We start from the raw sequence: 23,547 nt of genomic DNA on the forward strand, positions 1-23,547 counted from the left end.
TGGCACGTGAGTGACGAGGTGGAGCCCGGGCACGTCCGGGTGCGGCTGGACCTGAGCTACGACGGCAAGGACTTCTCCGGCTGGGCGAAGCAGCGCGTGCTGCGGACCGTCCAGGGGGAGCTGGAGTCGGCCCTGCAGACCGTGATGCGGCTGCCCGACCCGGTGGAGCTGACCGTGGCCGGCCGGACCGACGCGGGCGTGCACGCGCGCGGGCAGGTTGCGCAGTTCGACGTACGGGACGAGGTGTGGGCCGAGCACCAGGACAAGCTCCTGCGGCGCCTCGCCGGGCGGCTGCCGCACGACGTGCGGGTGTGGAAGGCCGCCGAGGCCCCCGCCGGGTTCAACGCGCGGTTCTCCGCGATCTGGCGGCGCTACGCCTACCGCGTGGGCGACCACCAGGCCGGCGTGGACCCGCTGCGCCGCGGGCACGTGCTCTGGTACCAGTGGCCGCTCGACGTGGACGCCATGAACGAGGCCGCGGCCTCCCTGGTCGGGGAGCACGACTTCGCCGCGTACTGCAAGAAGCGCGAGGGGGCCACGACCATCCGCACCCTCCAGCAGCTCAGCTGGGAGCGGGACGCGGAGGGGATCATCACCGCGACCGTCCGCGCCGACGCCTTCTGCCACAACATGGTCCGCTCGCTGGTCGGAGCCCTGCTGCACGTCGGCGACGGCCACCGGAGCACCGACTGGCCCGGGAAGGTGCTGGCCGCGGCCGTGCGGGACTCCTCGGTGCACGTGGTCAAGCCGCACGGGCTGACCCTGGAGGAGGTCGGCTACCCGGCCGACGAACTGCTGGCCGCGCGGAGCAGGGAAGCACGGAACATGCGGACCCTGCCGGGCGCCGGCTGCTGCTAGGAAGGGCGCCGGGCTAACTCGTTTGGGCGGATCGGCGCCGGACCTGGACAATGCCCCGCATGGGACATCTCGAAGCCAGCCACCTGGAGTACTACCTTCCCGACGGGCGGGTTCTGCTCCCCGACGTCTCCTTCCGGGTGGGGGAGGGGTCGGTCGTCGCCCTGGTCGGGGCGAACGGGGCCGGCAAGACCACACTGCTGAAGATGATCTCCGGCGAGCTCCAGCCGCACGGCGGCGGCGTGACCGTCAGCGGCGGGCTCGGCGTGATGTCGCAGTTCGTGGGCTCCGTCCGCGACGAGACGACCGTACGGGACCTGCTGGTCTCGGTGTCCCAGCCGCGGATCCGGGAGGCCGCCAAGGCGGTGGACCGGGCCGAGCAGGCGCTCCTGACGGTGGACGACGAAGCCGCCCAGATGAACTACGCGCAGGCGCTCAGCGACTGGGCCGACGTGCAGGGGTACGAGGCGGAGACGCTGTGGGACGTCTGCACGATGGCCGCGCTGGCCATCCCGTACGACTCGGCGCAGTTCCGCGAGGTGCGCACGCTCTCGGGCGGTGAGCAGAAGCGGCTCGTCCTGGAGGCGCTGCTGCGCGGGCCGGACGAGGTGCTGCTGCTCGACGAGCCGGACAACTACCTCGACGTCCCGGGCAAGAGGTGGCTGGAGGAGCAGCTGGCCGCCACCCGCAAGACGGTGCTCTTCGTCAGCCACGACCGGGAGCTCCTCACCCAGGCCGCCGAGAAGATCATCAGCCTGGAGGCGAGCCCGAACGGCTCCGACGTCTGGGTGCACGGCGCGGGCTTCGCCACGTACCACGAGGCCCGCAAGGAGCGCTTCGCGCGCTTCGAGGAGCTCAAGCGGCGCTGGGACGAGGAGCACGCCCGGCTCAAGGCCCTGGTGCTGCGCCTGCGCGGCCAGGCAGCGAGCAGCCCGGACATGGCCTCCCGCTACCACGCGATGCAGACCCGCTTCAAGCGGTTCGAGGAGGCCGGCCCGCCGCCGGAGCCGCCGCGCGAGCAGGAGATCAAGATGCGGCTCAAGGGCGGCCGTACGGGCGTCCGCGCGCTCACGGTGGAGAACCTGGAGCTCACCGGGCTGATGAAGCCCTTCTCCCTGGAGGTCTTCTACGGGGAGCGGGTCGCGGTCCTGGGCTCCAACGGCTCCGGGAAGTCGCACTTCCTGCGCCTGATGGCGGGCGAGGACGTCAAGCACACGGGTGACTGGAAGCTCGGCGCCCGCGTGGTCCCCGGCCACTTCGCGCAGACCCACGCCCACCCCGAGCTGTTCGGCCGCACGCTCGTCGACATCCTGTGGACGGAGGCGGCCAAGCCGCTGGGCCAGGCGATGGGCGCCCTGCGCCGCTACGAGCTGGAGCGCCAGGGCGAGCAGGCCTTCGAGCGGCTCTCGGGCGGCCAGCAGGCACGCTTCCAGATCCTGCTGCTGGAGCTCGCCGGTACGACGGCGCTGCTGCTCGACGAGCCGACGGACAACCTCGACCTGGAGTCGGCGGAAGCACTGCAGGACGGGCTGGAGGCGTACGACGGCACTGTGTTGTGCGTCACGCACGACCGGTGGTTCGCCAGGACTTTTGACCGTTACCTGGTCTTCGGTTCAGACGGTGTTGTGCGGGAGACTACGGAGCCCGTCTGGGACGAACGTAGGGTCGAGCGGAAGCGCTAGGGGTAGACCGCCCCCGGCTTGGGTCGAGGGGACTTCGTTGTGGGGCTGCGGCCGAGTGTCTGGGTCATGAAGTGGGACAGCCCGTCCTCGTGGGACCGGGGGGTGGCCTGGCTGCTGCGGCCGGCCCCCCGGTCCTGGCGGTTCGTGGGTCTGGTGATCCTGCTGTCGGTGGCCGTCTCGGCGAGCCTGCGGGAGAACTGGGGCTCGGACAACGCCTTCGTGGTCAAGGCGGCCGACGCCCTGCTCGCCGGGGTCTCCCCGTACGAGGACAAGCGGTTCCTCTACCTGCCCAGTGCCGTGATCATGGCGATTCCCGAGGCCCTGCTGCCGGCGCCGCTGCTGCGCTGCCTGCTGCCGCTGGGGATGACCGGGCTCGTCGGCCTCGGCTGGTGGGCCTCGCTGAGGCTGTTCTCGGTCCCGGTGCGCTCGCGGTTCGCGGTCGGCGGTTTCGCGCTGTTCGCGCTGGCCTACAAGCCGTACATCAACCTCGTGCTCATCGCGAACTGGACGGCCATCTCCGCCGCCGCCCTGCCGGTGGCGCTGCTGCTGGCGCACCGCAAGCACTGGGCCGCGGCCGGCCTGGTCGTGGGCCTGGCCATCGCGTGCAAGCCGATGCTGGTCCCGATCGGGCTGCTCTTCCTCCTGGCCCGCCAGTGGCGGGGGCTGGCCCTGGCGGCGGGGGTACCGGTGGCGCTCTCGCTGGCGGGGGCGCTGATGATGCCGCACCCGATGCTGTTCTTCACCAAGACCCTGCCGTTCCTGCTCCAGGGCCAGGATTCCTACGCACTGCCCTGGGACGCCTCGCCGATCGCGGCGCTGCCCCGGCTCGGGGTGCCCGCCGCTCTGGCAGTGACCCTCGCCTTCGCGGGGGCCGGATGCGGGCTGTGGGCGACCTGGCGGCGCTGGCGGCGGCCCGTCGCGGCGGACGGTGACGCGGGTGAGCTGCGGCTCGTGGAGACGGCCTGCATGGTGATGCTCGCCGCATTCCTGGTGTCGCGTCCCTCCTTCGACCACTACCTGATCGTGGTGCTCCCGCTCCTGCTGGCGTCGGGGGTGCGACCAGGCTCGATGCCGCGCTCGCCCTGGTTCTGGCTGGCCCTGGTGCCGCAGACCGCGGGCATTCCGTGGCCCTCGGAGTTCGAGGCCAAGAGGCGGGCATTCCGGGACATGGTGACCCTGTGCGCGCTCGCCGGATTGCTGGCGCGTCGAGCACTGCGCCCGATCCGGGTTACTCTGGAACCCGTAACAACTGCGGGGTCCCCACCCAGGACCGAACCGGAGTGCGCCGCGACGCCAGCTCAAACGGCTTCGCGGACCGCGTTTTGACCCGTACGGGTCCTTCTGGGTACTCTGCTGGTTTGTTATGCGTATTGGCTTTCTCATTCTCACGTGAAAGGGCCTTACGCCGGTCCACCGGACCGATGACCAGCAGTTCAAACAGTTCGCACGGGCTCCAGTCCCTGTTGCGAACGAGGGCTGTCGTGATCGTCCGTGGTGACCCTGTCAGGACCCTTCCCGCGGGGCTAGCGCCCTATGGGATGACCCACCACTGAAGAAGCGAAGGCATACGCGTGCGTACGTTCAGCCCCAAGCCCGGCGACATCTCGCGCCAGTGGCACGTCATTGACGCCCAGGACGTCGTCCTCGGCCGTCTGGCGACCCAGGCCGCTACCCTCCTGCGGGGTAAGCACAAGCCGACCTACGCCCCCCACATGGACATGGGCGACTTCGTCATCATCATCAACGCCGACAAGGTTCACCTGTCCGGCAACAAGGCCACCCAGAAGATGGCGTACCGCCACTCCGGTTTCCCGGGCGGTCTGCGTTCGGTGCGCTACGACGACCTCCTGGCGAACAACCCGGAGAAGGCCGTCGAGAAGGCCATCAAGGGCATGATCCCCAAGAACTCCCTGGGCCGTCAGATCATCTCGAAGCTGAAGGTCTACTCGGGCGATGTGCACCCCCACGCTGCTCAGCAGCCGGTGCCGTTCGAGATCACCCAGGTCGCGCAGTAGTTCCGGCCACCACACCCCCTAAGACAAGAAACTTCTGAGGAGCATCGTGGCCGAGACCACCGCCGAGACTGTCGTCGAAGAGTTCGAGGGCAACGTCGAGGAATACACCACCGAGACCGCGGACGTAGTCGAGGGTGACTACACGTCCGAGTCTCTCGCCGGCCGCTTCGGCGACCCGCAGCCGGCCGCCGGCCTGGGCCGTCGCAAGAACGCCATCGCCCGCGTCCGGATCGTTCCGGGCACCGGCAAGTGGAAGATCAACGGTCGCACCCTTGAGGACTACTTCCCCAACAAGGTGCACCAGCAGGAAGTCAACGAGCCCTTCAAGCTCCTCGAGCTCGACGGCCGCTACGACGTCATCGCCCGCATCTCGGGTGGCGGCGTGTCCGGCCAGGCCGGCGCCCTGCGCCTCGGTGTGGCCCGTGCGCTGAACGAGGCGGACGTGGACAACAACCGCCCGGCGCTGAAGAAGGCCGGCTTCCTCTCCCGCGACGACCGTGCGGTCGAGCGCAAGAAGGCCGGTCTCAAGAAGGCCCGCAAGGCTCCGCAGTACAGCAAGCGTTAATCACGCCCGCTGTTCAGCACGATTCCGCCCCGGCAGCACTCTGTGTGCTGCCGGGGCGGTTCGTTTACCGCCAAAAGCGGCAAAATATCTGGCACAACTGCTCATAGTGAAGTGTGAACTCGGGAGGACAACTGTGGGACGACTCTTCGGGACGGACGGTGTACGGGGCGTCGCCAACGCGGATCTGACGGCCGAGCTCGCGCTCGGTCTCTCCGTGGCGGCCGCACACGTACTGGCCGAGGCGGGCACCTTCGAGGGCCACCGGGCGACGGCCGTGGTCGGCCGGGACCCCCGCGCCTCGGGTGAGTTCCTGGAGGCCGCAGTCGTCGCGGGCCTCGCGAGCGCGGGCGTGGACGTCCTGCGCGTCGGTGTGCTGCCCACCCCGGCGGTGGCGTATCTCACCGGTGCGCTGGGCGCCGACCTCGGTGTCATGCTCTCGGCCAGCCACAACGCCATGCCCGACAACGGCATCAAGTTCTTCGCGCGCGGCGGCCACAAGCTCGCCGACGAGCTGGAGGACCGGATCGAGACGGTCTACGAGGACCACCGCACGGGTGCTCCCTGGGACCGCCCGACGGGCGGCGGCGTCGGCCGCGTCTCCGACTACACCGAGGGCTTCGACCGGTACGTCGCCCACCTGATGGGCGTGCTGCCCAACCGCCTCGACGGCCTCAAGGTCGTCCTGGACGAGGCACACGGCGCGGCCGCCTACGTCTCGCCCGAGGCCTTCACCCGGGCCGGCGCGGAGATCGTCACCATCGGTGCCGAGCCCGACGGCCTGAACATCAACGACGGCTGCGGCTCCACCCACCTCGGTCTGCTGAAGCAGGCCGTCGTCGAGCACGGGGCCGACCTGGGCATCGCGCACGACGGGGACGCCGACCGCTGCCTCGCCGTGGACGCGAACGGCGAAGAGGTCGACGGGGACCAGATCCTCGCGGTCCTCGCGCTGGCGATGCGCGAGGCCGGGCACCTGCGCGAGGACACCGTCGTCGCCACCGTGATGTCGAACCTGGGCTTCAAGCTGGCCATGGAGTCCGAGGGCATCAACGTCGTGCAGACCGGCGTCGGCGACCGGTACGTCCTGGAGTCGATGAAGGAGCACGGGTACGCGCTGGGCGGCGAGCAGTCCGGCCACGTGATCATCCTCGACCACGCCACCACTGGTGACGGCACCCTGACCGGCCTGATGCTGGCGGCCCGGATCGCGGCCACCGGCAAGTCCCTGGCCGAGCTGACCGGGGTCATGACGCGGCTGCCGCAGGTCCTGGTCAACGTCCCCGACGTGGACAAGTCGCGGGTCACCACCTCGGGCGAGCTGGCCGCGGCCGTCGCCGAGGCGGAGCGGGAGCTCGGCACGACCGGGCGCGTGCTGCTCCGTTCGTCGGGCACGGAGCCCCTCGTACGGGTGATGGTGGAGGCCGCCGACATCGAGCAGGCCCGCTCGGTCGCGGGGCGCCTCGCGGACGTGGTGAAGTCGGCGCTCGGCTAGAGCCCGACCGGCATGACCGCGGCCCCGCGCTACGAAGCTCCGTAGCGCGGGGCCGCTGTCGTGCCGGGGGCGCGGTCGGCGGGTCGGCGGGTCCTTCGGGTCGCGGCCGTTCAGGCTTTGGACGCCGCGCGGCGCCAGTGGCCGCGCTGGGTGCGCCACAGCTGCTTCTGGCCGAACAGGGTCAGGACCCCGGCCAGCACGATCCCGAAGAGGTTCAGCAGCAGCTGCTCCATCGAGCCCCACATCTGGCCGAACTCGCCGTAGCCGAGCGCCACGGCCGCGTTGGCCGCCGCCGGGACCGTGGTCACCGAGATCGCGACGCCGACCAGGGCGCCGGACTTCGCCGAGGTCAGGGAGAGCACCCCGGCCACACCGGCGAGCAGCGCCACGACGAAGGAGAACAGGTCCGGCTGCCAGATGAAGCTGGTGTTGGGGCGGGGCTTGTCGAGCATGCCGTGCTCGAACAGCCCGAGCGCGTCCATGACCAGGGTGAAGACGGTGGTCGCGACCATCGCGGCGGCGAAGCCCACCAGCAGGGCGACCAGCGAGCGGGCGGCCGGCCTGGGGGCGCGCCGCACCAGGCCCGTGCAGATTCCGGCGAGCGGGCCGAACTCCGGGCCGACCGCCATCGCGCCCACGATGAGGATGGCGTTGTCGAGGACCACGCCGCAGGCCGCGATCATCGTTGCGATGATCATGAAGGCGCTGTAGGTGATGGTGAGGGTGGACTCCTCGTGGGTCGCCTCGCTCAGCTGCTCCCACAGGACGGCGTCGGCCGCCTCGCCCGGAGCCTCCTCCTCGGCCCGGTCTGCACGTTCCGAGAGGCAGAGGTCGATGTTCTCGACCGCGATCGCCCCGTCCTTCTCGATGCCCAGTGCCCGGAGCTCGTTCAGGAGCTCGTCACCCGCCTCGCGCGCGACGTCGCACAGCACGATGTCGCCCGCGGGGACGCGGGCGGCGCCGGGCAGCACGGCCAGATGGGTGGTGCCGACCGTCCCTTCGACGATCCGGACCACGGCGTCCGTCCGGTCCGACGGAACGATCATCCGTAGATGCAGCATGGCCGCACCCTAGCTTCCGGGCCCCGGGCCGCCCGCGCGGCGCTCAGAGCTTGCGCAGGCTCAGCTTCTGCACCTTGTGGTCCGGGCCCTTGCGGACGACGAGGGTGGCCCGGCCGCGGGTCGGTGCCACGTTCTCCAGCAGGTTGGGCTTGTTGATGGTCCGCCACATCGTCTGCGCGTACTCCAGTGCCTCCTCCTCGGAGACCTGGGTGTACTTGCGGAAGTAGGAGAAGGGGTTCTGGAACGCCGTTTCGCGCAGCTTGCGGAACCGGTTGAGGTACCAGCGCTCGATGTCCTCGGGGCGGGCGTCCACGTACACGCTGAAGTCGAAGTAGTCGGCGAGGCCGACCCGGGTGCGGCCGTCCTTGCCCGGCATGGCGGGCTGCAGGACGTTCAGCCCCTCGACGATCAGGATGTCGGGACGCCGGACGACGAGCCGCTCGTCGGGGACGATGTCGTAGATCAGGTGGGAGTAGACCGGGGCCGTGACCTCGTCCTTGCCCGCCTTGATGTCGGCGACGAAACGGGTCAGCGCGCGGCGGTCGTACGACTCCGGGAAGCCCTTGCGGGCGGTCAGCCCGCGGCGCTCCAGCTCCTTCATCGGGTACAGGAAGCCGTCGGTGGTGACCAGCTCCACGCGCGGGTGCTCCGGCCAGCGGGCCAGGAGGGCCTGGAGGAGACGGGCCACGGTGGACTTGCCCACGGCGACCGATCCGGCGACCCCTATGACGAAGGGCGTGCCCTGCTGGGCGCCGTGGCCGTTGCCGGCGTCGCCGAGGAAGGTGTTGAGCGTGCCGCGCAGGTTGCTGGTGGCGCCGACGTACAGGTTCAGGAGGCGGGAGAGCGGCAGGTAGACGTCGCGGACCTCGTCGAGGTCGATGACGTCCCCCAGCCCGCGCAGCCGCTCGACCTCGTCGGCCGTCAGCGGGAGCGGGGTGCGCTCGCGCAGGGCGCTCCACTCGGCACGGGTGAGGTCCACGTAGGGCGAGGCCTCGTGGCCCCGGCGGCGCGTGGGGTGCGCGGCGTGCGCGGGGTGCTCGGGGTCGTGGGGCTGCGTCCGGTGCTCCGGTCCGTCGGGGCGCTCCGTTGCGCGGTCCGGCGTGCTTCGTGGCGGCGAAGAGATCACACGGCCATTGTCACGGGTGACGGCCCGCCGTGGGTGGTGTGGTCGGTCACGTGGACCCGGGTCTTATGGCACGGGGTGGGTGGGTTGTACGGGGGGCCGTATCGATTGGAGGCCCTTGCGGTCACTTCGGCATCACGATGGGCGGCAGGCGCCACGGAACGGCGGAGTCCGGGCTCGGGGGCGCCGTACGGTGATGATCGCGGCAGCTCGCGCCGCCGTTTTCCGTAGATCTTTTCCTGTGGGGGGAAACACCGTCATGCGCAACGCATTGGTCCGCCGTACCGTCCTGTCCGCCTCGGCCGTGTCCCTGGCGCTGCTCGTGTCGGCGTGCGGGGGGTCCGGCTCGGAGTCCGACGCGAAGGACGGCGCCACGTCGGACGCGAAGGCGTCCGCCCCGGCTTCCCCGTCCCCGTCCGCTCCGGCGGAGAAGGGGAAGACGGAGGCCGAGCTGGTGCCCCTGCTGGTCACCGGGGCGGAGGCCCCCGGATTCGTCGTGGCGCCCGACGCGGAGGCCAAGCTCGCGGCGGGCGACAAGGACGCGGTCTCCACCGACAAGCCCGAGTGCAAGGTCCTGGTCCAGAGCCAGGCCCAGCAGAAGATCGGTACGCCGACCGGCACCGCCCGTACGGCTGTGACCGCCAAGCCCGCGGAAGACCCGAACGCCTCGCCGGACCAGAAGATCCAGAACGCGCTCCGCGTCACGGCCACGACGATCGGCCTGGCCTCGTACGACGGCAAGGGCGCGCAGGACCTGATCGCCTCGCTCGAGGCGGCGGGCAAGGCGTGCGCCGGCGGGTTCACCTCCACCGTCGGCGGGGAGTCCACGAAGTACCTCGGCGTGACGGCCGGCACGGGCGCCCCCGTCAGCTCCGCCGACGACAGCGTCAGCTTCGAGCTGACGTTGGACCTCGAGGACGGCGACAAGGCCGTCACCTACCTGACGGTCCTGCGCCACGGCCCCACCACGGCCACCTTCAGCTCCATCAGCCTGGGAGGGAAGGCCGAGTCCCCGGTGACGCTGGTGGCCGCGCAGTCCGCGAAGCTCGGCTGACCCCCGCCCGCACACGCGGCCGACCGAACCGCCCCGGCATCCGCGCCGGGGCGGTTTTTTCGTCCGGTTCAGGTACCGGGCAGACGGCCAACTACGGCGTACCCTGCGGCTTATGTGCGGAATCGTAGGTTACGTGGGAGCGCAGTCGGCGCTCGATGTGGTCATTGCCGGACTCAAGCGGCTCGAGTACCGCGGCTACGACTCGGCGGGCGTCGCCGTGCTCGCCGACGGGGAACTCGCCGCCGTCAAGAAGGCCGGCAAGCTGGTCAATCTGGAGAAGGAGCTGGTCGGGCACCCGCTGCCGGCCGGTTCCACGGGGCTCGGACACACCCGGTGGGCCACCCATGGGGGGCCCACCGACGTCAACGCCCACCCGCACCTCGACAATTCGGGGCGCGTGGCCGTCGTGCACAACGGGATCATCGAGAACTTCGCCGCGCTGCGGGCCGAGCTCGCCGAGCGCGGGCACCGGCTGGAGTCCGAGACGGACACCGAGGTCGTGGCGCACCTGCTGGCCGAGCGGTTCGAGGGCGCGGGAGGGGACCTGGCGGAGGCGATGCGGCAGGTGTGCCGGCGCCTCGACGGGGCCTTCACCCTGGTCGCCGCGCACGCCGACGCGCCGGACGTGGTGGTCGGCGCGCGCCGCAACTCGCCGCTCGTCGTGGGTGTCGGGGAGGGCGAGAACTTCCTCGCCTCCGACGTGGCCGCCTTCATCGCCCACACCCGCTCCGCGATCGAACTGGGGCAGGACCAGGTCGTGGAGCTGCGCCGCGACGGGGTCACGGTGACCAACTTCGACGGCACGGCCGCGAACGTGCGGGCGTACCACGTGGACTGGGACGCCTCGGCGGCCGAGAAGGGGGGCTACGACTACTTCATGCTCAAGGAGATCGCCGAGCAGCCCAAGGCCGTCGCCGACACCCTCCTCGGCAGGATCGACGCGAACGGCCTGCTGACCCTCGACGAGGTGCGCATCCCCGACTCGGTGCTGCGCGAGGTCGACAAGGTCGTGATCGTGGCGTGCGGTACGGCGTACCACGCGGGCATGATCGCGAAGCTGGCCATCGAGCACTGGACCCGCATCCCCTGCGAGACGGAGCTGGCCAGCGAGTTCCGCTACCGCGACCCGATCCTGGACCAGCGCACGCTGGTGATCGCGATCTCGCAGTCCGGCGAGACGATGGACACCCTGATGGCGCTGCGCCACGCCCGCGAGCAGGGCGCCAAGGTGCTGGCCGTCTGCAACACCAACGGCTCGACGATCCCGCGCGAGTCGGACGCCGTGCTGTACACGCACGCCGGACCCGAGGTGGCCGTCGCCTCGACGAAGGCCTTCCTGACCCAGCTCGTGGCCTGCTACCTGGTCGCCCTCTACCTCGGGCAGGTCCGGGGCACGAAGTGGGGCGACGAGATCCGGTCCGTGATCCGGGAGCTGTCGGACATCGCCGCGGCGGTGGACACCGTACTGGAGACCATGGAGCCGGTACGGGAGCTGGCGCGGTCGCTCGCCGACAAGAACACCGTGCTGTTCCTGGGGCGGCACGTCGGCTACCCGGTGGCGCTGGAGGGCGCGCTCAAGCTCAAGGAGCTCGCGTACATGCACGCCGAGGGCTTCGCGGCGGGCGAGCTCAAGCACGGGCCGATCGCGCTCATCGAGAAGGACCTGCCGGTCGTGGTCGTCGTCCCGTCGCCGCGCGGGCGCTCCGTGCTGCACGACAAGATCGTGTCCAACATCCAGGAGATCCGGGCGCGCGGGGCACGGACCATCGTGATCGCCGAGGAGGGGGACGAGGCGGTGGTCCCGTACGCCGACCACCTCATCCGCATCCCGGCCACCCCGACGCTGCTCCAGCCGCTCGTGGCGACCGTGCCGCTGCAGGTGTTCGCGTGCGAGCTGGCGACGGCGCGCGGCAACGAGGTGGACCAGCCGCGTAACCTCGCGAAGTCCGTGACCGTGGAGTGAGCGAAGCGAGTTTGTGGTTGTGATTATCGGTGTGGGGATCGACGTTGCCGAGATCGAACGGTTCGGTGCCGCGCTGGAGCGCACGCCGGCCCTGGCCGGGCGGTTGTTCCTCGACGCGGAGATGACCCTGCCGGGCGGCGAGCGGCGCGGTACCGCCTCGCTCGCTGCCCGGTTCGCCGCCAAGGAGGCGCTCGCCAAGGCGCTCGGCGCGCCCGCCGGGCTGCTGTGGACCGACGCCGAGGTGTACGTGGAGGAGACCGGACAGCCGCGGCTGCGGGTGTCGGGCACCGTGGAGGCGCGGGCGCGGGCGCTGGGCGTGAAGTCCTGGCACATCTCGCTCAGCCACGACGCGGGCGTCGCCTCCGCGGTGGTGATCGCCGAGGGGTAGCCGGGGGACGGCCGGGGGACGGCCGCCTCCCGGGGGTCCTTCGGGCAGGCTGGTGCCATGCGTACTGCTTACAGCGTGGAGACCGTACGGGCCGCCGAGCGCGAGCTGATGGCCCGGCTGCCCGAAGGCACCCTGATGCAGCGGGCGGCGGCCGGACTGGCCGCCGTCTGCGTCCGGTTGCTGCCCCGCGTGTACGGATCCCGCGTGGTCCTGCTGGTCGGCCCGGGGGACAACGGCGGCGACACCCTCTACGCGGGCGCGAAGCTGGCCCGGCGCGGCGCCGAGGTGACGGCCGTCGCGATGGACCCGGAGCGGGTGCACGCGGGCGGGCTGGCCGCGCTGCGGGCCGCCGGCGGACGCCTGGAGGCGGCCGTGCCCGGGCGGGCCGACCTGGTCCTCGACGGGCTGGTCGGCATCGGCGGCCGGGGCGCGCTGCGGCCGGCCGCCGCCGCACTGGTGGAGCGGATCCCGGCGGGCGCGGTGGTGGTCGCGGTGGACCTGCCGAGCGGGGTGGACGCGGACACCGGGGAGGTGGCCGGAGCGGCCGTGACGGCGGACGTGACGGTGACCTTCGGGGCGTACAAGCCGGGGCTGCTGATCGACCCGGGGGCCTCCCGGGCGGGTGCGGTGCACCTGGTGGACATCGGGCTGGAGCTCGGGACCCCCGACCTGCAGGCCCTGCAGCACGCCGACGTGGCGGGGCTGCTGCCGCAGCCGACGGCGTCCAGCGACAAGTACCGGCGCGGCGTGCTCGGGGTCGTCGCCGGGTCCGCGCGCTACCCGGGCGCGGCGGTGCTCGCGGTGGCGGGGGCGCTGCGGGGCGGCGCGGGCGCGGTGCGCTACGTGGGCCCGCCCGCGGTGGCCGAGGCGGTACTGGCCCGCTACCCGGAGACGCTGATCGGCACCGGCCGGGTCCAGGCCTGGGTGGTCGGGCCGGGGCTCGGCGACGAGGGCGGCCCGGAGGTGCGGGAGGCGCTGGCGCAGCCGGTACCGGTACTGGTGGACGCCGACGGGCTGCGCGGGCTGGACCCCGGGGAGCTGCGGGCCCGGGCCGCCCCCACCCTGCTGACCCCGCACGCGGGGGAGGCGGCGGCGCTGCTGGGGGTCGCCCGGGAGACGGTCGAGGCGGGGCGGCTGGCGGCCGTGCGGGGGCTCGCGGAGCGGTACGGGGCGGTGACCCTGCTGAAGGGGTCGACCACCCTGGTCGCCCCGGCCGGGCCCGGCCCCGTCCGGGTCAACCCGACCGGGACCCCGTGGCTGGCCACCGCGGGGAGCGGGGACGTGCTGTCCGGGCTGGCCGGGTCCCTGCTGGCGGCCGGGCTGCCGGCCGTGGACGCCGGGTCGGTGGCGGCGTACCTCCACGGGCTGGCGGCCCGGCTCACCGGCGGTCCCCTCCTGGCGCACCAGGTGGCCGAAGCGCTGCCGCGGGCCTGGAGCGATGTCGCTAGCCGCTAGGTGCGGGGTCCGGGGCCGGGGCAGGAGCCGCTGCGCGGGGGTTCCCCTACCCGCCCTTCCACCGTTCCCAGGGCTCCGCCCTGACCCGCCCGGCCCCGGGCTGCGCCCGGGCCCCCGGGGCTCCGCCCCGGACCCCGCGCCTCAAACGCCGGCGGGGCTGGAGTCGGCCGGCGGTCCGGGCCCCCGGGGCTCCGCCCCGGAGCCCGCGCCTCGAACGCCGGCGGGGCTGGATTCGCCGGCGGTCCGGGCGGCCCGCCGAGGCCCCGCCTGTTCGGTCTGGTCGGCGGGGCTCTGAGAGACTGGGGGGGATGAACGAGACAGCCGCGCGCGTGTACGCCGAGATCGATCTTGACGCCGTCCGGGCGAACGTACGGGCCCTGCGCGAGCGGGCGCCCCGTTCCGCACTCATGGCCGTGGTCAAGGCGGACGCCTACGGGCACGGGGCCGTGGCCTGCGCCAAGGCCGCCCAGGAGGCCGGTGCGAGCTGGCTCGGGACGGCCACGCCCGAGGAGGCCCTCGCGCTGCGCGCCGCCGGGCTGGAGGGGCCCGTGCTGTGCTGGCTGTGGACCCCCGGCGGGCCCTGGCGGGAGGCCGTCGAGGCCGGCATCGACGTGTCCGTCAGCGCGCTGTGGGCCCTGGAGGAGGTACGGGAGGCCGCCCGGGCCGCCGGAATGACGGCCAGGATCCAGCTGAAGGCCGACACCGGCCTGGGCCGGGGCGGCTGCCAGCCCGCCGACTGGGAGGCGCTGGTGACCGCGGCCGTCGCCGCCCAGTCCGAGGGGACCGTCCGCGTCACCGGAGTCTGGTCGCACTTCGCCTGCGCGGACGAACCGGGTCACCCGTCCGTCCCGCTCCAGCTGACCGCCTTCCGCGACATGCTCGCGTACGCGGAGAAGGAGGGCGTCGAGCCCGAGGTCCGGCACATCGCCAACTCGCCGGCCACGCTCACCCTCCCCGAGTCCCACTTCGACCTGGTCCGCTGCGGCATCGCCGTCTACGGGGTCTCGCCCGCGCCCGAGCTCGGCACCCCCGCCCAGCTCGGCCTGCGGCCCGCGATGGCGCTCAAGGCCTCCGTCGCGCTGGTCAAGAGCGTGCCGTCCGGGCACGGGGTCAGCTACGGGCACCACTACGTCACCGAGCGGGAGACCAGCCTCGCGCTGATCCCGGCGGGCTACGCCGACGGCGTCCCGCGGCAGGCGTCCGAGCGCGGCCCGGTGCTCGTCGGCGGCCGCATCCGCACCGTCGCCGGGCGCGTCGCCATGGACCAGTTCGTGGTCGACCTGGACGGGGACGAGGCCCGCGTCGGCGACGAGGCCGTCCTCTTCGGGGACGCGGAGCGCGGCGAACCCACGGCCGAGGACTGGGCTCAAGCGGCGCATACGATCGCCTATGAGATCGTCACCCGTATCGGGGGCCGGGTCCCCCGCGTGTACCTCAACGGCTGACCGGGTGAGTGAGGGGTGGCGGCGTGAGTGAGAACTGGCGCAAGGCGGGCTGGGCCGGCGCTGCCATCGGCGTGATAGCCGCCGGAGCGGCGGCCGGGGTCGCGGTCGAACGGATCACCGTCGGCCGGGGCATGCGCATGAAGGCGCGCCTCGCGCTCGACTCGACCGCGGACTACGGATCCCTGCGCGGCGCTCCCGGCACCGCGCGCGCCGAGGACGGCACCGCGCTGTACTACGAGGTCGACGAGCTGCCCGAGGAGGGCAAGCGGCGCCGGCTGCGCCGCCGGGCTCCGATCCGCCCGACCGTGGTGTTCTGTCACGGCTACTGCCTTTCGCAGGACTCCTGGCACTTCCAGCGCGCCGCCCTGCGCGGTCTGGTCCGGGCCGTCTACTGGGACCAGCGCAGCCACGGCCGCAGCGCGCGCGGCCTGTCGCAGGCCGACGGCGAGCCCGTCACCTTCGAACAGCTCGGCCGCGACCTGAAGGCCGTCATCGACGCCGCCGCCCCCGAGGGCCCGCTGATCCTGGTCGGCCACTCCATGGGCGGGATGACCGTCATGGGGCTGGCCCAGGAGTTCCCCGACCTGATCCGGGACCGGGTGGCCGGGGTGGCGCTGGTCGGCACCTCCAGCGGCCGGCTGGACGAGGTCACGTACGGGCTGCCCTCCCTGGGCTTCTCGACGGTACGGAAGCTGCTGCCCGGGGTGCTCAAGGCGCTCGGCTCCCAGGTGGAGCTGGTGGAGAAGGGCCGACGCGCCACCGCCGACCTGTTCGCCGGCATGGTGAGGATGTACTCCTTCGCCTCGCGCGACGTCGATTCGGCCGTCGCCCGCTTCGCCGAGCGGCTCATCGAGGCCACGCCCATCGACGTGGTCGCGGAGTTCTACCCGGCCTTCCAGGCGCACGACAAGACCGCCGCGCTCCAGCGGTTCGCCGACATCCCCGTCACGATCATCGCGGGGGACGGCGACATGGTCACCCCTCCCGATCACAGCCAGACCATCAAGGACGCGCTGCCGTCCGCGGAGCTGGTGGTCCTGGAGTCCGCCGGGCACCTGATGATGATGGAGCGTCCGGACGCCGTGACCCGGCTGCTCGGCGAGCTGCTCGCGCGCACCGGGACGGTGTCCGCAGCGGCTAACGTTGGCGCGCATGGAAGAAGTACCTGAGACGGAAACGCACGTCACCGTCGGCTCGCCCGACGCCATGCAGGACCTCGGGCGCCGGATCGCCGGGCTGCTGCGCCCCGGCGACCTCGTCCTGCTGACCGGGGAGCTCGGCGCCGGGAAGACCACCCTGACCCGCGGCCTCGGCGAGGGCCTGGGCGTGCGCGGGGCCGTGACCTCGCCGACCTTCGTGATCGCCCGGGTCCACCCCTCGCTGACCGGCGGTCCGGCGCTGGTGCACGTGGACGCGTACCGCCTCGGCGGCGGGCTGGACGAGATGGAGGACCTTGACCTCGACGTCTCGCTGCCCGAGTCCGTCGTCGTCGTGGAGTGGGGCGACGGCAAGGTCGAGGAGCTGTCCGACGACCGGCTGCACGTGCTGATCCGCCGGGCGGTGGGCCACGAGGAGGTCCTGGACGACGTGCGCGAGGTCCTGGTCCGCGGGATCGGTACCCGCTGGGCGGCCGGGGCGGGTCTGGAGAGCCTCGCGGGCGTGCCGGCGGCGGAGCAGGCGTAGCCCGGCACGGCGAGAAACGTTCCGACAAGTCGTCGGGAAGATATTGCGCGGGCGGCGGGGCGCGTGGTCACATGGTACGGAGGGCTGGTTAGGCGTACCTAAGTACGGGCTGGCCCCGGCCAGGAGGCAGCCATGTCGGCAACAGGAGCAGCGGGCGCACCCCGTCCGTCCGCCGTGTCCATGGGGGCGCTGCTCGCCGCGGGCGTCGCCGCCAGCGCCGTGTCCACCCCGCCCGCGCGCGAGCGGGCCCCGGAGCCCGATCCCGTACGGGACGGGGCGCGGCACGCGGAGGACGAGGAACAGGCCGCCCCGGAGTCCGAAGCGGCCTGAAGCCGTCCGGAGCGGCCCGAAGGGGCTCCCGGAGCGGCCCGAAGGGGCTCCCGGAGCGGCCCGAAGCGGGCGGCCGCCCCGACGGCGGAGTTCTCGTACGAGTGAATTCGGCGTGTCGCGGCCGGGTCAGGGAACGACGACGACCTTCGAGCCGATCGTCGCGAAGGCCCACATCGCGTCCCCGTCGGCGCGCAGCATGCGGACACCGCCGGTCTTCTTGGCCGGGTCGGGCGCCGGCAGGGTGTTGTCCACGCGGGCGCTGAAGCCGACGGTGACCCCCTGGGGGCTCGCGAACCGGACGACGTGCTCGATCGGCACCCCGTCCGAGCCGGTCACCGCGCCCGTGCGGCCGCCCACCGTGTAACTGCCGGGCGCTGGGTGCACCGTGCTCGGCACGACCGCGAAGGTCTTCGGCTCCCCGGAGGCTCCCACCAGCCACACGCGCTTGGCGCCCAGCGAGTACACGACGCGCACGCCGGTACCGGATCCGGCCGGGAGGGCCACCGGCTTGCCCGGGTCCGTCTTGGCGGGCCCGGAGTCGCTCGGAGCGGGCGCCGGGGTCTGCGCGGCGGCCTTCGGCGGGAGCGCGGGAGCGGAGGCGGAGGCCTGGTAGCCGAGGAAACCGACGACGGCGAGCGCCCCGACGGTGAGCCCGGCCACGATTCCCGAGCTGCTGCGTGCCACCTTGCTCCACCTCTCCGCATGGTCAGTCGACGTCTTCGGACGCCGGGCGGACGATCACCACCCGACACCTGGTCCGAAGGTAGCAGCAGGGGTGCCCGCAGACCGGCCGCAAGGGCCGGGGGCCCGGGAGTCGTAGGCTGTTCGCGTGCTCTTGCTCGCTGTAGATACCGCCACGCCCGCCGTCACCGTCGCCCTGCACGACGGCGAGTCCGTCCTCGCCGAGTCGAACCAGGTCGACGCCCGCCGCCACGGGGAGCTCCTGCTGCCCGCCGTGGACAAGGTCCTCGCCGAGGCGGGGGTCACGCTCGAAGCCGTCACCGGCATCGTCGTCGGGGTCGGCCCCGGCCCCTACACCGGACTGCGCGTCGGGCTCGTGACCGCGTCCACCTTCGCCTCCGTGCTCGGCGTGCCCGTCCACGGGCTGTGCACCCTCGACGGCCTGGCCCACGCGGCCGGCGCGGCCGGGATCGAGGGCCCCTTCGTCGTGGCCACCGACGCCCGCCGCAAGGAGGTCTACTGGGCCCGCTACGAGGACCCCCGCACCCGGGTCGGCGAGCCCGCGGTGGACCGGCCGGCCGACATCGCCGAGCGCGTCGCCGGACTGCCCGCCGTCGGCCAGGGGGCGCAGCTGTACCCGGAGGTCTTCACCGACGCCCGGGCCCCCGAGCACCAGAGCGCCGGCGCGCTGGCCGCCCTGGCCGCGCACCGGCTGGCGGCGGGGGAGCCCTTCGAGAACGCCGACGGCCTGCCGCCGGCCCCGCTCTACCTGCGCCGGCCCGACGCCGAGGTGCCCAAGAACTACAAGGTGGTCACCCCGCAGTGACGGCCACCTCAGCAGTCGTCCTGCGCGAGATGCGCTGGTGGGACATCGAGCCGGTGCTGGAGCTGGAGCACGAGCTGTTCCCCGAGGACGCCTGGTCCGCCGGAATGTTCTGGTCCGAGCTCGCCCACGCCCGCGGCCCCGGCGCCACGCGCCGGTACCTCGTGGCGGAGGAGGCGGGCCGGGTGGTCGGCTACGCCGGGCTGGCCGCCGCCGGGGACCTGGCCGACGTACAGACCATCGCCGCGGCCCGCGACCAGTGGGGCACCGGGCTCGGCGCCCGGCTGCTGACCGAGCTGCTGCGCGCCGCCACCGCCTTCGAGTGCGCCGAGGTGCTGCTGGAGGTGCGGGTCGACAACGTCCGGGCCCAGAAGCTCTACGCGCGCTTCGGCTTCGAGCCCATCGGCTTCAGGCGCGGCTACTACCAGCCCGGCAACGTGGACGCGCTGGTGATGCGCCGCCTCTCCGACCCTGCGGATCCGGCGGTTCCCGCCGACCCCGATTCCGTACTTCCCGACTCCGTACCCCTGCAAGGTGAGACGACCCATGGCTGACGAACCGCTCGTCCTCGGCATCGAGACCTCCTGCGACGAGACCGGCGTCGGCGTCGTCCGCGGCACCACGCTGCTCGCGGACGCCATCGCGTCGAGCGTCGACGAGCACGCCCGCTTCGGCGGGGTCGTGCCCGAGGTGGCCTCCCGCGCGCACCTGGAGGCGATGGTCCCCACCATCGAGCGCGCCCTGAAGGAGGCCGGGGTCAGCGCCCGCGACCTCGACGGCATCGCCGTCACCGCCGGCCCCGGCCTCGCGGGAGCCCTGCTGGTGGGCGTCTCCGCCGCGAAGGCCTACGCGTACGCGCTGGGCAAGCCGCTGTACGGGGTGAACCACCTGGCCTCGCACATCTGCGTCGACCAGCTGGAGCACGGGCCGCTGCCCGAGCCGACGATGGCGCTGCTGGTCTCCGGCGGTCACTCCTCGCTGCTGCTGGCCCCCGACATCACCTCGGACGTACGGCCGCTCGGCGCGACCATCGACGACGCGGCGGGCGAGGCCTTCGACAAGATCGCGCGCGTCCTGCAGCTGGGCTTCCCCGGCGGTCCGGTCATCGACCGGCTCGCACGCGAGGGGGACCCGAAGGCGATCGCCTTCCCGCGCGGGCTGACGGGTCCGCGCGACGCCCCGTACGACTTCTCCTTCTCCGGGCTCAAGACCTCGGTCGCCCGCTGGATCGAGGCGAAGCGCAAGGCGGGCGAGGACGTGCCGGTGCGCGATGTGGCGGCCTCCTTCCAGGAGGCCGTGGTGGACGTGCTGACGCGCAAGGCGATCCGCGCGTGCAAGGACGAGGGCGTCGACCACCTGATGATCGGCGGCGGCGTCGCGGCCAACTCCCGGCTGCGCTCGCTCGCCCAGGAGCGTTGCGACGACGCGGGGATCATCCTGCGGGTGCCGCGGCCGAAGCTGTGCACGGACAACGGTGCGATGGTCGCCGCGCTGGGCGCGGAGATGGTCAAGCGGAACAGGGCCCCTTCGGACTGGGACCTGTCGGCGGACTCCTCGCTTCCGGTGACCGACCCGCACGTTCCCGGCCATTCGCACGGCCATTCCGACGGGGACAGCGATGGCCACGGGCACGGCCACGCGCACGACCACGACCACGTGCACGAGCTGAGCAAGGACAACCTGTACTCGTGAGCACCGTCGCGCTGATGTGGGAGGCCCGGGCCGTGCCCGGGCGGGCCAACGAGCTCCTGGAGTGGGCCCGTTCGCAGATCCTGGCCCAAGACCCGGTGCGCCGGGAGGTGTTCAGCGCCCCGCAGGACCGGGTGCTCGTCATCACCTGGTGGGAGAGCCCCGAGGGGATCGGCGCCGACCTTCCCGAACTGCCGGAACCCGCGGCCGACTTGATCACGCGGGCGGTCCACCGCTGGCGCTTCGAATCGGTGGAGGTCGGGGAGCCGGGCGGAATCTGATCCTCCGCCAGGTGGTCCGCCGGGTGCCGTGGCGTGCGGATATGGTCATGCGCATGCCCCGCCGTGACCTGCCGCCGCCACCCCCTCCCGCGCACCTGCGCGCCTGGCTCGACGCGAATGCCGTACGGGCCGACCGCGCCCGTTTCCTGGGGGAGCTGGGGCGGCGCAGTCTGGGCTTCGGCCGGCTCCTGCTCCTCTGGGCGGTCTCGGCGGTCTTCGCCCTGGGCTGGTCCTTCGTCGGAATGGCCCTGATGGCCATCGAGACGCACGACCCGTTCGCGTACCTCTTCGGCCTGATCTTCGCCGTGCTCGGCGTGGGTGTGCTGATACCGGCCGGGTTCTGGTTCGTCTGGGGCGCCAAGCGGGACCGCCAGGTGCGCCGGCTGCTGTGCGCCTGGGCCGAGCTGGACCGGGACCCGGCCGTGGACGCCGCCGTACGGGCACCCGGGCGCAGCCTGGTCTGGCTGCTGGCCTCCTTCGCCCTGGGCGCCTTCGGTCTCTGGGTGACCTTCGGATCGGCGGCTTCGGCCCGGCCCGGAGCCGACACCTACGGGGAGGTCGCCTACACGATGGGCCTCGGCATGATCCTGTGGATCACCGCCCTGCTGGGCCTCGGCAAGGCGGGCGCGCACTACCGGTGGGCGCTGCGGGCCTTCGGGGCCGGGAGTACGGGTGCGGTCCCCGGGGGCGGTGGACCGTCAGGGCCGGCCGGTCGGTGAGCCGATCAGCATCGAGGGGGCCCCGGAGACCCGGGTCAGGAACACCGTGGCGGAGTTCGGCCCCTGCGGCTTGACCTTCTTGCGCAGCTCCTCCGGCTCGATCGCGGAGCCGCGCTTCTTCACCGTGAGGATGCCGACCCCGCGCTCGCGCAGCAGCGCCTTGAGCTTCTTCAGCCCGAACGGCAGCACGTCGGTGATCTCGTACGAGGTCGCGTACGGGGTCGCGTGCAGCTCGTCGGCGGTGATGTACGCGATGGTCGGGTCGATCAGCCGGCCGCCCAGCTGCTCGGCGACCTCGGCGACGAGGTGGGCCCGGATCACGGCGCCGTCGGGCTCGTAGAGGTAGCGGCCGACGGGGCCGGCCTCGGGATCGGGCAGCGGATCAGCGGTCGCCAGCGCGCGCGGGCCGGGCAGCAGGGTGGCGCGGACCTCGCCCGGCGCCGTCCCGAACCACAGCACGGCCTCCTTCACGTCCCCCTGGTCGGAGATCCACTCGGCCTGCGCCTCGGCGGGCACCGCCTCGTGCGGGATCCCGGGGGCGATCTTGATGGCGGCGACCTTCGCGGAGCGGGCGGTGGCGATCGCCCAGGACAGCGGCGGGGAGTAGGACTCCGGGTCGAAGATCCGGCCGCGCCCGCCCCGCCGGGCCGGGTCGATGAAGACGGCGTCGTAGCCCGCGGTGTCCACCTCCGTCACATCGGCCTCCCGGACCTCGATCAGGTCCGCCAGCCCCAGCGCCGCGGCATTGGCACGGGCCACGGCGGCGGTCAGCGGATCGTGGTCCACCGCCAGGACGCGGATGCCGAGCCGGGCCAGGGCGAGGGCGTCGCCGCCGATCCCGCAGCAGAGGTCCGCGAGGCTCCGTACGCCCAGGGCGGCGAGCCGCTCGGCGCGGTACGAGGCCACCGAGGCGCGGGTGGCCATCTCCCCGCCGCCGGGGGTGAAGTACATCCGGTGGGCGTCCTCGGCGCCGAACTTCGCGGCCGCGCGCTGGCGCAGCCGGGCCTGTCCGAGGGCCGCGGAGACCAGCGCGGCGGGGTGTTCGCGGCGCAGCCGGGTGGCGACGGCGAGCTCCTGGGCGGGGTCGTAGTCGCGGAGCGAGTCGAGGAGGGCGTGGCCCTCGGGGGTGAGGAGCGCGGCGAAGTCTTCGGGGGTCACGGGTCCATTGTCGGCCACGGTGGGCCACTCGGAGGAAGGTCGGATTCCCCTCGCGGTGTCGCCCGCGGCGCGTGCGTGAAGGGTGTAAAGATCCCCGACTATGCAGCTAGTCCGACAAACGGAACATAAGACGCAACACGGTCACCGGATCGCGGCAGTCGCGCGCGGCCGGTTGGGTACGGCCGCGATGGCCGCACTGCTCGTCGCCGCACTCGCCACGGGGTGCGGGGCCGGCGGATCCGAGACTCCGGACAAGGCGGCCAAGGCGAAGGCCGCCGCGGGCGCCGCGGGCGAGCAGGCCGGAGCGGCCGGCGCGCTCGGCACCTACGCCGAGAAGCTGAAGGCCCTCCAGCAGGCGAGGATCGTCGCCGCGAAGAAGTGGGGGCTCGCCAAGCCGCCGCTCGTCGCCCCGCAGGCGCCCAAGGAGAAGCCGGAGATCACCACCCGCGACGGCTTCGAGGTCGAGGGCCAGGACGAGCTGCCCCCGGTCTTCACGACCGTCCCCACGGAGGACAAGGTCGTCTTCCTGACGATCGACGACGGGTCCGAGAAGGACCCCGAGTTCCTGAAGATGATGCAGGAGCTGAAGCTCCCGTACACCGCCTTCCTGAGCGACTACCTGGTCCGGGACAATTACCCGTACTTCAAGGAGATGCAGGCGGCGGGCGTCACGCTCAACAACCACACGCTCAACCACCGCTACATGCCGGCGCTCTCCTACGAGAAGCAGCGCCAGGAGATCTGCGGGCAGCAGGACACGATCGAGAAGACCTTCGGCAAGCGTCCGACGCTCTTCCGGCCGCCGTACGGGAACTACAACGAGGACACGCTGCGCGCGGCCAAGTCCTGCGGGGTCAAGGCCGTTCCGCTGTGGAACGAAGAGGCCTTCCCGAACCGGATGGACTGGCGGGAGTGGGACAAGGACCTGCACCCCGGCGACATCATCCTCACCCACTTCCGGGGCAAGGAAGACTGGAAGGGCAGCATGACTGACATGATCCGTCACGTCATGAAGACCGTCACGGACAAGGGGTATGCCGTGGCCCGCCTGGAGGACTACTTGTGAAGCACGCGCGCCGGTTGGT

General features: G+C 72.6%; 24 protein-coding genes. 20 read left to right on the plus strand and 4 right to left on the minus strand.

Going from position 1 to position 23,547, the window contains the following annotated elements:
• Positions 1-6 precede the first annotated feature (6 nt).
• From truA to glmM, 6 genes are all read left to right on the plus strand, one after another.
• A complete protein-coding gene (truA, locus tag ACZ60J_RS20325) occupies positions 7-858 on the plus strand; it encodes a tRNA pseudouridine(38-40) synthase TruA (protein WP_469683590.1) in 852 nt (283 codons plus the stop codon).
• A gap of 59 nt (positions 859-917) precedes the next feature.
• Positions 918-2,537 (plus strand): ABC-F family ATP-binding cassette domain-containing protein, encoded by a 1,620-nt coding sequence (locus ACZ60J_RS20330; RefSeq protein ID WP_469683591.1) that lies wholly within the window; start codon positions 918-920, stop codon positions 2,535-2,537.
• Between the two features lie 66 nt (positions 2,538-2,603).
• The gene (locus ACZ60J_RS20335) at positions 2,604-3,863 is read left to right on the plus strand and encodes a glycosyltransferase family 87 protein (protein WP_469683593.1); all 1,260 of its coding nucleotides are present in this window, start codon (positions 2,604-2,606) and stop codon (positions 3,861-3,863) included.
• A 245-nt stretch (positions 3,864-4,108) separates the two neighbouring features.
• Positions 4,109-4,552 carry a 50S ribosomal protein L13 gene (gene rplM / locus ACZ60J_RS20340; protein ID WP_469683595.1) on the plus strand — a complete coding sequence of 148 codons (444 nt, stop codon included), beginning with the start codon at positions 4,109-4,111 and terminating at the stop codon, positions 4,550-4,552.
• A 46-nt stretch (positions 4,553-4,598) separates the two neighbouring features.
• Positions 4,599-5,117, plus strand: coding sequence for a 30S ribosomal protein S9 (gene rpsI, locus ACZ60J_RS20345; RefSeq protein ID WP_469683596.1), 519 nt, complete (start codon positions 4,599-4,601; stop codon positions 5,115-5,117).
• A gap of 133 nt (positions 5,118-5,250) precedes the next feature.
• Positions 5,251-6,609, plus strand: a complete 1,359-nt coding sequence (gene glmM, locus ACZ60J_RS20350) for a phosphoglucosamine mutase (RefSeq protein ID WP_469683598.1) — start codon at positions 5,251-5,253, stop codon at positions 6,607-6,609.
• A gap of 110 nt (positions 6,610-6,719) precedes the next feature.
• On the opposite strand, the gene ACZ60J_RS20355 is transcribed toward glmM, so the two are convergent.
• Complete coding sequence (locus ACZ60J_RS20355) at positions 6,720-7,670, minus strand: DUF389 domain-containing protein (protein WP_469683599.1); 951 nt, start codon at positions 7,668-7,670, stop codon at positions 6,720-6,722.
• Between the two features lie 43 nt (positions 7,671-7,713).
• Positions 7,714-8,649: a type I pantothenate kinase gene (gene coaA / locus ACZ60J_RS20360; protein WP_274551790.1), complete on the minus strand. Its 936-nt coding sequence runs from the start codon at positions 8,647-8,649 to the stop codon at positions 7,714-7,716.
• A gap of 403 nt (positions 8,650-9,052) precedes the next feature.
• Between coaA and ACZ60J_RS20365 the strand changes: the two genes are divergently transcribed.
• The 8 genes from ACZ60J_RS20365 (at position 9,053) to ACZ60J_RS20400 (ending at position 17,111) form a co-directional block, all read left to right on the plus strand.
• Positions 9,053-9,847, plus strand: a complete 795-nt coding sequence (locus tag ACZ60J_RS20365) for a hypothetical protein (RefSeq protein WP_469683600.1) — start codon at positions 9,053-9,055, stop codon at positions 9,845-9,847.
• A gap of 112 nt (positions 9,848-9,959) precedes the next feature.
• A complete protein-coding gene (gene glmS / locus ACZ60J_RS20370) occupies positions 9,960-11,810 on the plus strand; it encodes a glutamine--fructose-6-phosphate transaminase (isomerizing) (protein ID WP_469683601.1) in 1,851 nt (616 codons plus the stop codon).
• Between the two features lie 19 nt (positions 11,811-11,829).
• A complete protein-coding gene (locus ACZ60J_RS20375; RefSeq protein WP_469683603.1) occupies positions 11,830-12,198 on the plus strand; it encodes a holo-ACP synthase in 369 nt (122 codons plus the stop codon).
• A gap of 57 nt (positions 12,199-12,255) precedes the next feature.
• The gene (locus tag ACZ60J_RS20380; RefSeq protein WP_469683604.1) at positions 12,256-13,653 is read left to right on the plus strand and encodes an NAD(P)H-hydrate dehydratase; all 1,398 of its coding nucleotides are present in this window, start codon (positions 12,256-12,258) and stop codon (positions 13,651-13,653) included.
• A 308-nt stretch (positions 13,654-13,961) separates the two neighbouring features.
• Positions 13,962-15,098, plus strand: coding sequence for an alanine racemase (gene alr, locus ACZ60J_RS20385; RefSeq protein WP_469683605.1), 1,137 nt, complete (start codon positions 13,962-13,964; stop codon positions 15,096-15,098).
• 23 nt (positions 15,099-15,121) lie between these two features.
• Entirely contained in the window at positions 15,122-16,267 is a 1,146-nt protein-coding gene (locus ACZ60J_RS20390; RefSeq protein WP_469683606.1) for an alpha/beta fold hydrolase, read from the plus strand.
• Positions 16,251-16,781, plus strand: coding sequence for a tRNA (adenosine(37)-N6)-threonylcarbamoyltransferase complex ATPase subunit type 1 TsaE (gene tsaE, locus ACZ60J_RS20395; RefSeq protein ID WP_469683608.1), 531 nt, complete (start codon positions 16,251-16,253; stop codon positions 16,779-16,781). The genes ACZ60J_RS20390 and tsaE overlap by 17 nt, the downstream gene beginning before the upstream one ends.
• Before the next feature lie 132 nt (positions 16,782-16,913).
• Positions 16,914-17,111 carry a hypothetical protein gene (locus tag ACZ60J_RS20400; RefSeq protein ID WP_469683610.1) on the plus strand — a complete coding sequence of 66 codons (198 nt, stop codon included), beginning with the start codon at positions 16,914-16,916 and terminating at the stop codon, positions 17,109-17,111.
• 126 nt (positions 17,112-17,237) lie between these two features.
• Here the strand turns inward: ACZ60J_RS20400 and ACZ60J_RS20405 are convergent, their stop codons facing one another.
• A complete protein-coding gene (locus ACZ60J_RS20405) occupies positions 17,238-17,795 on the minus strand; it encodes a hypothetical protein (RefSeq protein ID WP_469683612.1) in 558 nt (185 codons plus the stop codon).
• 145 nt (positions 17,796-17,940) lie between these two features.
• On the opposite strand from ACZ60J_RS20405, the gene tsaB reads away from it, so the two are divergent.
• From tsaB to ACZ60J_RS20430, 5 genes are read left to right on the plus strand one after another with little or no spacing between them, the layout of a single operon-like run.
• The gene (tsaB, locus tag ACZ60J_RS20410; protein ID WP_469683614.1) at positions 17,941-18,618 is read left to right on the plus strand and encodes a tRNA (adenosine(37)-N6)-threonylcarbamoyltransferase complex dimerization subunit type 1 TsaB; all 678 of its coding nucleotides are present in this window, start codon (positions 17,941-17,943) and stop codon (positions 18,616-18,618) included.
• 29 nt (positions 18,619-18,647) lie between these two features.
• Positions 18,648-19,169, plus strand: coding sequence for a ribosomal protein S18-alanine N-acetyltransferase (rimI, locus tag ACZ60J_RS20415; RefSeq protein WP_469684095.1), 522 nt, complete (start codon positions 18,648-18,650; stop codon positions 19,167-19,169).
• Positions 19,162-20,307: a tRNA (adenosine(37)-N6)-threonylcarbamoyltransferase complex transferase subunit TsaD gene (gene tsaD, locus ACZ60J_RS20420; RefSeq protein WP_469683616.1), complete on the plus strand. Its 1,146-nt coding sequence runs from the start codon at positions 19,162-19,164 to the stop codon at positions 20,305-20,307. Before rimI ends, tsaD begins: the two co-directional genes overlap by 8 nt.
• Positions 20,304-20,585, plus strand: coding sequence for a hypothetical protein (locus ACZ60J_RS20425; protein ID WP_469683618.1), 282 nt, complete (start codon positions 20,304-20,306; stop codon positions 20,583-20,585). The genes tsaD and ACZ60J_RS20425 overlap by 4 nt, the downstream gene beginning before the upstream one ends.
• A gap of 53 nt (positions 20,586-20,638) precedes the next feature.
• Complete coding sequence (locus ACZ60J_RS20430; protein WP_469683620.1) at positions 20,639-21,304, plus strand: hypothetical protein; 666 nt, start codon at positions 20,639-20,641, stop codon at positions 21,302-21,304.
• Here ACZ60J_RS20430 and ACZ60J_RS20435 read toward each other — a convergent pair.
• Positions 21,284-22,462, minus strand: a complete 1,179-nt coding sequence (locus tag ACZ60J_RS20435) for a class I SAM-dependent methyltransferase (RefSeq protein WP_469683621.1) — start codon at positions 22,460-22,462, stop codon at positions 21,284-21,286. The genes ACZ60J_RS20430 and ACZ60J_RS20435 overlap by 21 nt on opposite strands.
• Positions 22,463-22,562: 100 nt before the next feature.
• Between ACZ60J_RS20435 and ACZ60J_RS20440 the strand changes: the two genes are divergently transcribed.
• Positions 22,563-23,528, plus strand: a complete 966-nt coding sequence (locus tag ACZ60J_RS20440; protein WP_469683622.1) for a polysaccharide deacetylase family protein — start codon at positions 22,563-22,565, stop codon at positions 23,526-23,528.
• The last annotated feature ends 19 nt before the right edge of the window (positions 23,529-23,547 follow it).

Source organism: Streptomyces sp. NPDC104226 (assembly GCF_055584085.1).